Source organism: Microbacterium sp. SY138 (assembly GCF_039729145.1).
GTDB lineage: Bacteria > Actinomycetota > Actinomycetes > Actinomycetales > Microbacteriaceae > Microbacterium > Microbacterium maritypicum_A.
Map to the genome: position 1 here is coordinate 3,234,991 of NZ_CP155793.1, position 12,862 is coordinate 3,247,852.

Sequence of the window (12,862 nt, forward strand, 5' to 3'; positions counted from 1 at the left end):
ACGTGTGGAGTCGTCAGACCTTGCGGCTGCCGCTGATCGCTCGGATCAACCAGGCGATCACAGCGATCGCGAGGAGGACGAGCCCGACCCACAGGAGGAACTGGAGCGACTGCACCAGTCCTCCGGTGATCGCAAGGATCACTGCGACGACGATGACGATGATCAGGAGGATGTTCATCGGTCTTTCCCTTCTTTCGGCAGGCGCGAACGCCCGACTGTGGTGCCTCCACGCTAGCCGTGGGAAGCGTTATGCCCGAGGGGGTTGACTTACCCCCTCCGAGTGCGCGAAGGAGACGAGCACATGCCAGGAAGACGCGACAACTCGCTGAAGGATCCCGAGCTGTACGAAGAGCTGAGGAAAGACGGCGCCTCGAAGGAGAAGGCCGCGCGCATCTCGAACGCCGCGGCGAAAGAGGGGCGCAGTGCCGTGGGGCGCCGCGGCGGCGAACACGGAGACTACGAGGATTGGACCGTGCCGGAGCTGCGCGCGCGTGCGAAGGAACTCGGTCTGACCGGCTACAGCGGCAAGCGGAAATCCGAGTTGATCTCCGCGCTCAGGAATCACTGAGGCCGCGGATGGCGCGCTTCGGCATCGAGGAGGAGTTCCTCTTCCTGGATGCGCACTCGCTGGTGCCCGTGACGCTCACCGCCGGCACTCGCGAGCGCATCACGCGCCTCAGGACGGGCGGAGAAGTGACGAGAGAGTACCTGACCTCGCAGATCGAGTGCCTCACCGAGCCGGTCACGACCGCGACGGACGCTGAAGCGCAGCTGGCCCATCTGCGCGGCCTCATCGGATGGCACGCCCAGGATCAGCATGCCATCGCCGCCGGCACCGGCACCCCGTTCGCCTCGACCCGGTCCTCCGCCGTATCGCCCTCGCCGCACTACGACGACGTCGCGTCGCAGCTCGGACATCTCACGCGCGACCACGAGGTCAACGGGCTGCACGTGCACGTCGAGGTCACCGACGACGAGGAGCGGGTCCGCGCCCTGAACCGGGTGCGCGGCTGGCTCCCCGTGCTGCTGGCGCTCACCGGGAACAGCCCGTTCGTGAACGGACGGGATTCCGACTTCGCCAGTTGGCGCAGCATCCTGATCCGTCGGCTGCCGTCGTCATGGGCCCCGCCATGCTTCCGCGACTACGACGACTATCGCTCAGGTGTGCAGCGTCTCATCGACGTCGGCGCGCTCACCGATGCGGCGTCGCTTTCATGGTCGGCCCGGATATCGGAGCGGTACCCGACCGTCGAGGTCCGGGTCTTCGACGCCCAACTGACGGCCGAGGACTCGGTGTCCGCCGCGCTCCTCTCCCGCGCACTCGTGCTCACCACCGATCTGCCGCTCGCCGACATCGGTGTCGACGGCATCGACGCCTCTCTGTGGACGGCGGCCCGTCGAGGGATGGACGCACGCCTGCTCGATCCGACGACCGGCGAGGCCGAAGACGCCTGGAAGCTCGCCGACCGCATGCTGTCCGCGATCGCTCCCACGCTCCGCGAACTCGGCGACGAGGATCGGGTCCGCGATGGCATCGATCGGCTGCGCACCGACGGGTCCGGTGCGCAGCGCCAGCGCCGCGCCGTCGCCGAGGGCGGGACGCGTGCCCTCGGCGATCTTCTCCGCGCAGGGACAGCCGCACCGCTTCCCGCCCCCGCAGAGCAGCCGGCCTCCGCACCGACCACCTGATCTTCGCCGACCTGATCTTCACCCGCCCCGATCTTCGCCGGCCCCGATCTTCGCCGGCCCCGACGTCCGATGACGGCGGTATGGTCGGCCTGTGGCCTCCTTCGCCCCGCTCCAGCGCCTCGTGATCTCGATCGCGGTGCTCGCGTCGTTCGTGACGTTCCTCGACGGCACGGTCGTCAACGTGGCGCTGCCCGCGATCAGTCGCGAACTCGGAGGCGGCATCACCACCCAGCAGTGGGTCGTCGACGCCTATCTGATCACTCTGAGTGCCCTGATCCTGCTGGCCGGATCGGTGTCGGACGCCTACGGCCGGGTGCTGGTGATGCGTATCGGGCTGATCGCCTTCGGCGTGGCATCCATCGCCGTGGCCGCGGCATTCGATCCACTCGTCCTGATCATCGCCAGGGCCGCGCAGGGGGCCGCGGGTGCGCTGCTGGTGCCGAGCTCGCTCGCACTGATCACCGCGACCATGCGCTCCGATGTGCAGTCGAGGGCGATCGGCGTCTGGACGGCGTTCACCACGGGAGCACAGCTGGTCGGTCCACTGCTGGGCGGATTGTTCGTCGACTACCTGTCCTGGCGCTTCGTCTTCCTCATCAACGTGATCCCGATCGGCATCACTCTCCTCCTGCTCTCCCGTCTTCGTCTGCCCGAGCATCCCCGTGGCATCACGGTCGACTGGTGGAGCGGGGCGCTGTGCGCGGTCGGACTCGGCGCCGTGGTCTTCGCACTCATCGAACAGCCGAATCTGGGGTGGCAGTCGCCCGCGATCTGGATTCCGGCCGTGGCCGGCGCCGCCCTGTTCGCCCTGTTCCTGTGGCGTCAGCAGCATTCGGCGTCGCCCCTCATGCCCCTGTGGCTGTTCCGGGTGCGCGACTTCGGCTGGGGCAACCTCGCCACCTTCTTCGTGTATGCGGCCCTGTCGCTCAACGGCTTCGTGGTCGGCGTCTACCTGCAGCAGGGGGCGGGCCTCAGCGCGACCGCCGCGGGATTGGCCAGCCTGCCCATGACCATCCTGATGATCCTCGTCAGCTCGCGCGCGGGCCAGTGGGCCGGTCGGTGGGGACCGCGCATCTTCATGACGATCGGACCGCTGCTCATGGCCGTCGGCGCCCTCATGCTGCTCCTCGTCTCGGCCGACTTCGACTACTGGTGGCAGGTGCTGCCGGCGATGATCGTGATGGGCCTCGGGCTCTCGCTCACGGTCGCTCCGCTCACGGCCGCGATCCTCGGAGCGATCGACGAGAACCACTCGGGTATCGCCTCGGCCGTCAACAACGCCGTCTCGCGTGTCGCCGGGCTGCTCGTGGTGGCGATGCTGTCGACGATCGTCGGCGGTGCGCTCGACCTCGACGGGTTCCACAGCGCGGCATGGGTCACGGCGACGCTGCTCGTGATCGGCGGCGTGGTGTCGTGGATCGGCATCCGCCGCAATCCGGCCGAACCGGCACCGGCCGACGCGGCCGCGACCGGACCCGTTCCGCGATGACCGTGGCCGCACTCGCGCGAGGCCGATGGGGCGGTCTGATCGTCGTCGGAGCGCTCGCGCTGACGGCCTGCTCCCCCGCGCCCGCGCATTCGCCTTCGTCGAGCGTCACCCTTCCGCCCTCCGGCGCGGTGCCCGACTACCAGCTGGGCGGAGCCTACGCACCGGGCCCCGAGGTCGGCATCGTCGGGCGGGACCGGAGCGCCGAGCCCGTACCCGGCGTGTACTCGATCTGCTACGTGAACGGCTTCCAGACGCAGCCGGGCGAACTCGCAGACTGGCCGCGCGATCTGCTGCTCCAGCGCGGGGGCGAGGTCGTGTTCGATCCGGACTGGCCGGACGAGGCGCTGCTCGACACGTCGACCGCGGAGCATCGAGACAGGATCTCCGAGACGGTGAAGCCCTGGATCGACGAATGCGCGGATGCCGGCTTCGACGCGGTGGAATTCGACAACCTCGACTCGTACTCACGGTCCGATGGTTCCCTCTCGTTCGACGACAACCGGGCACTGGCCTCGCTCCTCGTCGATGCCGCCCACACCGCGGGGCTCGCCGCCGGGCAGAAGAACGCCGCCGAGGACGCGGCTCCGCTCCGCGCGCGGGCCGATTTCGACTTCGCCGTCACCGAGGAATGCGCCGCGTACGAGGAGTGCGAGGCCTACACGTCGGTTTACGGCGACCACGTCATCGACATCGAGTACGCCGACGAGCTCCCGCGGTCCTTCGCCGAGATGTGCGCCGACGACGCCTCTCCCGCCGCGATGGTGCTCCGCGACCGCGACCTCGTCACCCCGGACGACGGCGCCTACGTGTTCGAGACCTGCGGCTGAGCGATCCGGCTGCTCAAAGACCGTCGTCCTCGTGCCAGTGCTCCTGCCAGCGCCAGTCGATCGGCTCGGATGCCCGCTGATAGCGGATGTCGGTGGAGAGACGGATACGCCCCTGCGGGTCGACGTTGTCGGTGCTGGCGTGCACCACGTACGACGAATGGACCATCACGTCGCCGGCCCGGTAGTCGGCGAGCAGCCACCGCGCATCGTGCGCCTCGGCGAGAGCGGGGAGGTCGGCCGTGATCGACGCAGCCGGGGGCCTGTCACCGCGATCCCGCTCGGCGGCGAGGGCCCAGTGGTGGCTGCCTTCGAGATAGGTGAGACCGCCCTGCTCGACGGGACAGTCTCCCAGGGGGATCCACATCGAGAGCACGCGCTCGCTTCCCTCGCGCAGATAGACGAGGTCGTAGTGTGCCTGTGTGGCGGTGCCGATGCCCGATTCGCCCGGACGGATGTGGCGGATGATCTTGCGCCGGTGCAGGTGCACGTCATCGCCGAGGAACCATTCGAACCACCCGCGGATGTCGGGGTGTCCGGTCAGCGCCGCGTATCGCTCCCCCGGAACGATCTCGTCGAACAGGGCGGCGCGGATCTTCGCCCTGTCGATCTCTCCCTGCGCGCCGATGCCGACGGCGGGATCGGAACCGGACTCCGTGATCCCGGTGTCCGCCATCGCCGTGAAGTAGTACTCGCGGAACGAGGCGACCAGCTGCGGATCGAGCTGCTGCGGCAGATAGAGATAGCCGTCGCGACGCAACCGATCCCACAGCGCATCCTTGTCGCTGCGGATGGCGTCCGGCACGGGCTCCATCCTGCCCAGGCGGGACGGAGAATCGTCGAGGGTGTATCCGTTGGAGGTGAGCATGACTCCAGCGTCGGCGACACTTGGACTTCCGTCCATGGACTTTTCCGCCGGATCATTGGATTATCCGGGATGAACCGACCGCGACTTGGAGTATTCAGTCGAAGCGCGATCGGGCCTGCTGCCGGCGGAACGCCGATGGCGCGGCCCCCGTGCGCCGCCGGAAGAGTCGGGAGAAATAGGCCGCGTCGTCGTAGCCGACCTGCGCGGCGATCTGGCCCACATCGAGCCTGGTCTCCGCCAGGAGCGACTGGGCCTGCGCGATGCGCACCTCGATGACCAGATCGTTCACTGTGAGCCCGGTCGCGGAACGCACGGCATCCCCCAGCTCGCGCGCGGTGAGCCCGACGGCGGCTGCCCGCTCGGCGACCGAGAGGGTCCGGGTCGCACCACGAGTGACGAGGTCGACGATGGTGGCACCGGCCGCCGCCCCTTCCGCCGGATCCGCGGCATCGAGGATGGCGAGCAAGAGCCGTTGCGTCGCGACCGATGCGGCGATCTCCGCCCGCGCCCCCACCGCGGCGACAGCCACGCAGAGCTCACGGAAGATCGCATCCGCGTCTTCGACCGGACGGAGGAGTTTCTGCACCGGCCGGTGGCGCCCTCCCAGTCCGGTCGTCTCGAATGCCGCGAAGGGCTCGCCCTCGAACAGCACCCAGTGCTCCGACCACCCCCGGGCGTCGGAGCCGTATCCGTGACGGACTCCGGGCGTGAGCCAGATCACCGCCGGGCCCGCCACCGGCACCTGCAGGCCGCGCGGCTCGTACTCCTCGTAGCTGCCGCGCCCTTCGGAGATGTAGACGAGGCCGCGGGTCGGGAGTGCCCGCTGACGGAAAGGCGGCTGCAGGCCCGCCTGTTCCCCGGCTCCATGGCACGAGATCAGGAATCGTCGCATCGCATGGCGCGGTGAGGCGTAGTGGGACCAGGAGGCCGTCGGCGTCATCGACGTCAGCCTACTGCCGCGCCCGCCGTCCACCCCGCGCATCGCTCCGGCAGCTCCCGCGCGTGGCTCACGGAAGAGCCCACGTCAAGTCCCTGGCCGGATCCCACCGTTCCGCGCAGGATACGGAGTGTCCGCATCGATTGGGAGCTCGACACATGACCTCATCCGCCCCGGCATCCGCACCAGCCCTGGCATTCTCCGACAGAGGGCCGGTGAGCCGCGCCGTGATCGCGCATCTCACCGGCGCGGAAGACGCCGGCGACCACACCACCATCGCCGAGGAGGTCGTCGCGGCGAGCGCCGACGTCGTCCGCGACGACGACGTCCAGCTCGCCCTGTTCGTGCTCTACGCCTCCGCCTACGGATCGCTCCCGCAGCTCGATCCCGATCGGGAGTGGGATCCCGCGCTCCTCGCGACCCGGCGCCTGCTCGAAGCGGCCTTCGAGGGCGAGTTGCGCGGGAAGGTGCCGATGCCTGACCTCCCGGAGCCGACGGTCGATGCCGTCGGTCGAGCGCTCTTCGCGCTCGCGGGCGCCGATTCCGGACCGAGTCTCTCGCGGTACTTCGCGAAGAAGGCCACCGAGGCGCAGGCGCAGGAGATGCTCATCCAGCGTTCGGCCTACACACTGCGCGAGGCGGACCCGCACTCCTGGGCGATTCCTCGATTGGACGGACGCGCCAAGGCGGCGCTCGTCGAGATCCAGTCCGACGAGTACGGCGGCGGACGCCCGCATCGCGTGCATGCCACCCTCTTCGCGCGAGCGATGCGTGCGGCCGGTCTCGATGACACCTACGGCGCATACATCGACGATCTGCCCGCCGTCACGCTCGCGTCACTCAACATGATGTCGATGTTCGGACTCAATCGCCGCCTGGTCGGTTCGATCGTCGGACACCTGGCCGCCTACGAGATGACCTCGTCGATTCCCTGCCGCCTGTACGCCGACGGTCTGCGCCGGCTGGGGTTCGCCCCCGATGTCACCGAGTACTTCGACGAGCACGTCGAGGCCGACGCGGTGCACGAGCAGATCGCCGCCCGAGACCTCGCCGGCAGCCTCGCCGAGGACCGCCCGGAGCTCCTGCCCGACATCATGTTCGGTGCCGCCGCCGGCCTCACGATGGACGGGTGGGGCGGGGCGCACATCCTGGAGTCCTGGTCCGCGGGTGCCTCATCCCTCCGCGAACGGACACCGTCGTGAGCGGCGAGGAGCGCGCGACGATCACGCCTTACCCCGACGGCCCGCTGCTCGTGCGGGGTGAGATCGATCTGCGCACGGCCGACGGCGAGCGGATCGCACCGCACCGCCGCACGGTCGCACTGTGCCGCTGCGGCCTCTCGGCGCTCAAGCCCTTCTGCGACGGCACCCACAAGGCGGCGGGCTTCCGCACCGACGACTGAGGCTGCCTCCGCGGCTCGGCGCCAGCGCGTCATCGCGTCATCGCGTCAAGAGCGGATCGATGCCCACCGCCAGGAACAGCACCGCGAGATAGACGATCGACGCGCGGAAGACGAGCATGGGGCGCAGCTCCGCACCGCGCCGGTCGCGCACGCGCATGCGGTACGCAGAGATGAGGAAACCCGCGCCCGCGGCGAGTGCCGTCACCACGTACAGTCCACTGACCTCGGCGACGAACGGGAGTGCCAGCGAGCACACGACCGTCGCCACGGCGAACCCGATCACCCTGACGGCGACATAGGCCGGGGGGCGCGTCGCACCGAGCATCGGCACGCCCGCACGCCGGTAGTCGTCCCGGTACCGGATCGAGAGCGGCCAGTAGTGCGCCGGAGTCCAGAAGAAGACCACGAGGAACAGCACGACGGCCGGCCATTCGATGCCGCCTCGCACCGCGCTCCAGCCGACGAGCACGGGAACGCACCCCGCGACACCGCCCCAGACCACGTTCTGCTCGGTGCGACGCTTCAGCAGTACCGTGTAGAACGCCACGTAGAGCACGAGTCCCGCTGTCGAGAGCGCAGCGGGCAACGGACCGACCAGAGTCAGCATCCACACGACGGAGCCTGCGGCGAGCACCCACGCGAAGGTCAGCCCAGCCCGCGGTGAGACGATGCCGGTGACCAGCGGGCGCTGAGCCGTCCGTTCCATCAGCGCGTCGCTCTCCCGCTCGATGTACATGTTGAACGCACCGGCGGACCCGGCACTCAGCGCCCCGCCGATGAGCACCGCCGCCATCAGACCCAGATCGGGCAGGCCATCGGCAGCGAACACCATGACCGGGATCGTGGTGACGAGGAGGAGCTCGAGGATGCGGGGCTTGGTGAGTTCGACGTACGCGCGCAGGGTCTGCAGCACGCGCGTTCAGCCCTCGGGCCAGTAGTAGCTGTCCGGGAGCGCGCGGGCTCCGAAGATCGCCTGCCCCACGCGCACGCAGGTCGCCCCCTCTTCGACGGCGATCTCGTAGTCGCCCGACATGCCCATCGACAGCTCGCCCGCACCGATCAGGTCGGGGGCGTCTTCTCTGGCCTGATCTCGCAGCGTGCGCAGCAGGGAGAAGCACTCACGTACGCGGGTGTCGTCGGGGGTGAGGATGGCGAGCGTCATCAGGCCCCGCACCCGCAGCGTCCCGTAGGAGGGAAGCGCCTCCAGGAATGCCGGGAGCTCTTCGGGGGGCATCCCGAACTTCGAGTCCTCGGCCGAGGTGTTCACCTGCACGAAGACGTCGAGGCTGCGACCCGCGGCCTGGAGACGCCGATCGAGCGCCTCGGCGACGCGCAGCCGGTCGAGAGCCTGGAACTCCGCAGCGAATGCGGCGACGTCTCTCGCCTTGTTGGTCTGCAGGTGTCCGATGATCGACCACGACACATCGAGGTCGGCGGTCTCGCCGTTCTTGCGCACCGCCTCCTGCACCTTGTTCTCGCCCAGCAGGCGCATACCCGACTGGATCGCGACCCGGACGCGATCGGTCGGAACGGTCTTGCTCACCGGCAGCAGCGTCACCTCGTCCGGGTCACGGCCCGCTCGGTGCGCCGCCGCGGCGATGCGTGCTTCCACGCCCGCGAGGTTGCGCCGGAAGTCCTCGACGGTGAACGCCGTGGGATAGCGGTCATCGGAGCCGACCGGTGCTTCCATTTTTGACATAGGTCAAACTGTAACATAGTCTTAGGCCGATTCGACCGGGCGAGGTCCTTCGCTCGGCACCGCTCACCCAAGGAGCCGCCATGCCCTCGTCTCTCGTCCTCCCCGACGCGTCCGCCGCGCCTTCCCTCCTGACCGAGGTGCCCGGCCCGCGCAGCCGGTCGATCCACGAACGTCGCACGAGAACGGTCGCGCGCGGTGTCGGGAGCATTCTGCCGGTGTACATCGCGCACGCCGAGGGTCCCTGGGTGACCGATGTCGACGGCAACCGCTTCCTCGACCTGGGCAGTGGCATCGGCGTCACCACCATCGGGCACGGCAATCCGGCCGCGATCGCCGCCGCCGCCGCACAGCTCGAGCAGGTGACGCACACCCTCTTCACGGTGACCCCCTATGAGGGCTACGTGCGACTGGCGGAGCGCCTCGCCGAGAAGACGCCGGGCGACCATGAGAAGCGCTCGGTGTTCGTGAACTCCGGCGCGGAGGCCGTCGAGAACGCGGTCAAGATCGCTCGTCGATACACCGGTCGCCGCGCGGTCGCCGCCCTCGACCACGCCTTCCACGGGCGCACCAACCTCACACTCGCGATGAACCACAAGGCCGCGTACGGCACCGGGTTCGGGCCCTTCGCCCCCGACATCCACCGCGTGCCCAACTCGTACCCCTACCGCGATGGACTCACCGGCGCGCAGGCGGCGCAGCGGACGATCGCCCACCTCGAACAGCGCATCGGCACCGCCGACCTCGCCGCTCTGATCGCCGAACCCATCCAGGGCGAGGGCGGATTCGTGGTTCCTGCAGACGGATATCTCCCCGCCTTGCAGGAATGGTGCACGCGCAACGGCGTGGTGTTCATCGCCGATGAGATCCAGACGGGGCTCGGCCGCACAGGCACCTGGTTCGCGAGCGAGCACTTCGGCGTGATCCCCGATCTCGTGCTCACGGCGAAGGGCATCGCGGCCGGACTCCCGCTCGCCGGCGTCACCGGTCGCGCCGAGATCATGGATGCGCCCGACCCGGGTGGGCTCGGGGGCACCTTCGGCGGCAACCCGGTCTCCATCGCCGCCGCCCTCTCGGTCTTCGACGAGCTCGACCGCGGCGACTTCTTCGCGGAGGCTCTGCGCATCGGCGCACGCCTCCAGGACCATCTCGCCGCCCTGGCCTCCCGCCACCCGTTGATCGGAGACGTCCGCGGGATCGGCGCGATGTACGCGTTCGAGCTGAGCGACCCCGACACGTCGCTGCCGGCAGCCGGGGCCGCGTCGGCGATCGCGGCCTACGCGGCCCAGCACGGCATCCTGCTGCTGACCGCGGGCAGCGACTCGAACGTCATCCGATTCCTGCCGACGCTCACGACCACCGACGATCAGATCGACATCGCCATGGACGTGATCGACCGCGCCCTGACGACGCTCGGCTGACGCTCTACCGGCACGTCAGTCGACCCCGCCGGCGGTGTCGACCACGAGGACGCCGTCCCGCCACCGAACCGCGCGGAGGTCTGCGACCACCACGTCGGGATCGCCGTCGGCCGATCCTGCTCCGACGCCGACGACGAATCCGGCACCCGCCGCGCGAGCCGAGCGGATCCCCGGGACCGAGTCCTCGAACACGATGCAGTCCTCGGCAGCACGCGCCAGCCGGTAGGCGCCGAGGAGGTACGGGTCGGGTTCCGGCTTGCCGCGAGGCACGTCCTCCGCCGCAACCAGGGTCGGAGGCCGTGGCACGTGGGAGCTCTGCAACCGGGCCAGCGCCACGGCGCGATTGCTGCTCGTCACGACCGCCCAGACATCACGCGGCAACGACCCCACGAGGCGTGCGGCACCGGGGATCGCTCTCGTATGCACGGCCGCCTCGATCTCGAGGGCGACCAGTTCTGCAGTCGCGGCGGCCGCGGCATCGGGGCCCACCAGACCCGCGACGACTTCACTCGGCCTCATGCCATGCGGCGCATCCCGGAGGAAGTCGAACGACGGGGCGTGCCGACGCGCCCAGGCCTCCCAGGCGGGAGCCGCCGACGCGACCGAGTCCACCAGGACGCCATCGCAGTCGAACAGCACGCCGGCGCGTTCGAACTCCCAGGAATCTCCGCTTCGCACATGTGATAATTTTGGCATAGGCCAAAACTATCATCGGCACGGGGGGACCGCGCCACGGAGGGGACCACCATGCCAACGAGGATCGCCGTCAACGGGCTCGGCCGGATCGGCCGCAACCAGCTCCGCCTGCTGCCCGCCCGCCGCTCGGAGCTCGAGCTCGTCGCGGTGAACGATCCGCGCGGGCCCCGTGCTCTCGCCGAGCTGCTGCAGCGAGACGGTCACAGCGGTCCGTCGACCCGCGGCGTGCGGTTCGACGACAAGCACCTCTTCCTCAACGGCCACGCGATCCGCATGTTCACGGAACGCGATCCGCTGCGGCTTCCGTGGGCGGCACTGGGGATCGACATCGTGATCGAGTCCACGGGGGCCGAGACCCGGTCCGACGACGCGAGGAAGCATCTGACCGCAGGGGCCAGGAAGGTGATCATGACCGCTCCCACCGCGGGCGACGACGGCACGTTCATGCGCGGGGTCAACGAGCACACCTACGACCCGACCCGGCACCACGTCATCTCCAGCGCCTCCTGCACGACGAACTGCCTCGCCCCCGTGGCGAAGGTCTTCCATGAGGCTTTCGGCATCGACGCCGGCCTCATGACGACGATCCACGCCGACTCGACAGACCTTCTCCTGCAGGACATCCCGCACTCCGATCCACGATCCGCCGGAGGGAAGGGCACGAAGATCTCCGCCGGCGACACCGGGGCGGCGCTGGCCATCGGACGCGTGATCCCCGAACTCGAGGGCCGTCTCGACGGCTTCGCCCTGCGCGTCCCGGCGATCAGCGGTTCCATCACGCATCTCACGGTCACCGCTTCCCGTCCGGTCACGGTCGACGAGGTCAGAGCCGCTTATGAGACCGCCGCCGACGGCCCGCTGAAGGGCATCCTGCGCTGCGCCGACGACGAGATCGCCATCGCCGACACCGTCATCGATCCGCATTCGTCGATCCTCGATGCCGGGCTGATCCGGGTGATCGGGTCGCAGGTGAAGATCTCCGCCTGGTACGACGACGAGTGGGGGTACTCGCACCGTCTCACCGAGCTCGCCGAATACGTCGCAGAAAGGCTGCCCGCATGACGAACGCCACCCCGTGGGAGCGCACCGCGCTCGCCTTCCGGCACGTGCACTTCGAAGACCTGGGAAACATCGAACCGCTCCTGCGCGAACGCGGGTATCGCGTGCAGTACGTCGACCTCGGGATCGAGGCCATCGACATCGAGCGGGTGGATGACGCCGATCTCCTGGTCGTCTTGGGGGGTCCGATCGGCGTGCACGACGCCGACGGCTATCCGATGCTGCATGCGTCGAAGGAGGCCGTCTCCCATCGACTCCGCTCCGGGCGGCCTCTGCTGGGGATCTGTCTCGGCGCGCAGCTGATCGCCGAGGCGCTGGGTGCCGAGGTGCGCCCGACAGGTGCGGTCGAGATCGGCTATGCACCGCTCGACCTCACCACGGAGGGCCTCGATTCGCCGTTGCGTCCGCTCGACGGCATGCCGGTGCTGCACTGGCACGGCGACGCCTTCACGATTCCCCCGAACGCCCGCCATCTCGCCTCTACGCCCGAGTTCCCGAACCAGGCTTTCAGCACTGACGCCGTGCTCGCCCTGCAGTTCCACCTCGAGGCCGACCACCGCACGATCGGACGCTGGCTGATCGGCCACGCGCACGAGCTGCACCACAACGGCATCGATCCGCGCATCATCCGCGAGGATGCCAGAGCCTACGGACCGAAGCTCGAAAAGGCGGCTCGTTCCACCATCGCCGCCTGGTTGGATGCGGTGGAGAAGCCGACTTCCCCCGCCTGACGCCGCCGCCTACGAGGCGCGCAGCACACGCAGAAGCCGACCGTGCACGC

General features: G+C 69.2%; 15 protein-coding genes. 9 read left to right on the top strand and 6 right to left on the bottom strand.

Annotation, left to right across the window (positions count from 1 at the left end; translation table 11 throughout):
• Window positions 1-13: 13 nt before the first annotated feature.
• The gene (locus tag ABDC25_RS15600) at window positions 14-178 is read right to left on the bottom strand and encodes a hypothetical protein (RefSeq protein WP_017201713.1); all 165 of its coding nucleotides are present in this window, start codon (window positions 176-178) and stop codon (window positions 14-16) included.
• A 123-nt stretch (window positions 179-301) separates the two neighbouring features.
• On the opposite strand from ABDC25_RS15600, the gene ABDC25_RS15605 reads away from it, so the two are divergent.
• The 4 genes from ABDC25_RS15605 to ABDC25_RS15620 all read left to right on the top strand — a co-directional run bounded on the left by ABDC25_RS15605 (window position 302) and on the right by ABDC25_RS15620 (window position 4,005).
• Entirely contained in the window at window positions 302-568 is a 267-nt protein-coding gene (locus tag ABDC25_RS15605; RefSeq protein ID WP_021201234.1) for a Rho termination factor N-terminal domain-containing protein, read from the top strand.
• 8 nt (window positions 569-576) lie between these two features.
• The gene (locus ABDC25_RS15610) at window positions 577-1,689 is read left to right on the top strand and encodes a YbdK family carboxylate-amine ligase (protein WP_347123532.1); all 1,113 of its coding nucleotides are present in this window, start codon (window positions 577-579) and stop codon (window positions 1,687-1,689) included.
• A gap of 91 nt (window positions 1,690-1,780) precedes the next feature.
• Window positions 1,781-3,178: an MFS transporter gene (locus ABDC25_RS15615; protein WP_347123534.1), complete on the top strand. Its 1,398-nt coding sequence runs from the start codon at window positions 1,781-1,783 to the stop codon at window positions 3,176-3,178.
• Complete coding sequence (locus tag ABDC25_RS15620; RefSeq protein WP_347123536.1) at window positions 3,175-4,005, top strand: endo alpha-1,4 polygalactosaminidase; 831 nt, start codon at window positions 3,175-3,177, stop codon at window positions 4,003-4,005. The genes ABDC25_RS15615 and ABDC25_RS15620 overlap by 4 nt, the downstream gene beginning before the upstream one ends.
• A 13-nt stretch (window positions 4,006-4,018) precedes the next feature.
• On the opposite strand, the gene ABDC25_RS15625 is transcribed toward ABDC25_RS15620, so the two are convergent.
• Both ABDC25_RS15625 and ABDC25_RS15630 read right to left on the bottom strand, forming a co-directional pair.
• Window positions 4,019-4,870: a phytanoyl-CoA dioxygenase family protein gene (locus tag ABDC25_RS15625; protein ID WP_347123538.1), complete on the bottom strand. Its 852-nt coding sequence runs from the start codon at window positions 4,868-4,870 to the stop codon at window positions 4,019-4,021.
• A gap of 94 nt (window positions 4,871-4,964) precedes the next feature.
• On the bottom strand, window positions 4,965-5,810 hold the full coding sequence (locus ABDC25_RS15630) for an AraC family transcriptional regulator (protein WP_347123540.1): 846 nt from the start codon (window positions 5,808-5,810) through the stop codon (window positions 4,965-4,967).
• A 155-nt stretch (window positions 5,811-5,965) separates the two neighbouring features.
• Here ABDC25_RS15630 and ABDC25_RS15635 point away from each other — a divergent pair, with 155 nt between their 5' ends.
• Entirely contained in the window at window positions 5,966-7,009 is a 1,044-nt protein-coding gene (locus tag ABDC25_RS15635) for an iron-containing redox enzyme family protein (RefSeq protein ID WP_347123542.1), read from the top strand.
• Complete coding sequence (locus ABDC25_RS15640) at window positions 7,006-7,209, top strand: CDGSH iron-sulfur domain-containing protein (RefSeq protein WP_297555630.1); 204 nt, start codon at window positions 7,006-7,008, stop codon at window positions 7,207-7,209. The genes ABDC25_RS15635 and ABDC25_RS15640 overlap by 4 nt, the downstream gene beginning before the upstream one ends.
• Window positions 7,210-7,246: 37 nt before the next feature.
• On the opposite strand, the gene ABDC25_RS15645 is transcribed toward ABDC25_RS15640, so the two are convergent.
• Both ABDC25_RS15645 and ABDC25_RS15650 read right to left on the bottom strand, forming a co-directional pair.
• Window positions 7,247-8,122: a heme o synthase gene (locus ABDC25_RS15645; protein WP_347123544.1), complete on the bottom strand. Its 876-nt coding sequence runs from the start codon at window positions 8,120-8,122 to the stop codon at window positions 7,247-7,249.
• Between the two features lie 6 nt (window positions 8,123-8,128).
• On the bottom strand, window positions 8,129-8,908 hold the full coding sequence (locus tag ABDC25_RS15650; RefSeq protein ID WP_051668098.1) for a YggS family pyridoxal phosphate-dependent enzyme: 780 nt from the start codon (window positions 8,906-8,908) through the stop codon (window positions 8,129-8,131).
• 80 nt (window positions 8,909-8,988) lie between these two features.
• Here ABDC25_RS15650 and gabT point away from each other — a divergent pair, with 80 nt between their 5' ends.
• The gene (gene gabT, locus ABDC25_RS15655) at window positions 8,989-10,326 is read left to right on the top strand and encodes a 4-aminobutyrate--2-oxoglutarate transaminase (protein ID WP_021201244.1); all 1,338 of its coding nucleotides are present in this window, start codon (window positions 8,989-8,991) and stop codon (window positions 10,324-10,326) included.
• Between the two features lie 15 nt (window positions 10,327-10,341).
• On the opposite strand, the gene ABDC25_RS15660 is transcribed toward gabT, so the two are convergent.
• Complete coding sequence (locus ABDC25_RS15660) at window positions 10,342-11,022, bottom strand: HAD-IA family hydrolase (protein WP_136024483.1); 681 nt, start codon at window positions 11,020-11,022, stop codon at window positions 10,342-10,344.
• Window positions 11,023-11,073: 51 nt separating this feature from the next.
• Here ABDC25_RS15660 and ABDC25_RS15665 point away from each other — a divergent pair, with 51 nt between their 5' ends.
• On the top strand, window positions 11,074-12,084 hold the full coding sequence (locus tag ABDC25_RS15665) for a glyceraldehyde 3-phosphate dehydrogenase NAD-binding domain-containing protein (protein WP_347123547.1): 1,011 nt from the start codon (window positions 11,074-11,076) through the stop codon (window positions 12,082-12,084).
• Entirely contained in the window at window positions 12,081-12,812 is a 732-nt protein-coding gene (locus ABDC25_RS15670) for a glutamine amidotransferase (protein ID WP_021201247.1), read from the top strand. The genes ABDC25_RS15665 and ABDC25_RS15670 overlap by 4 nt, the downstream gene beginning before the upstream one ends.
• Window positions 12,813-12,862: the final 50 nt, after the last annotated feature.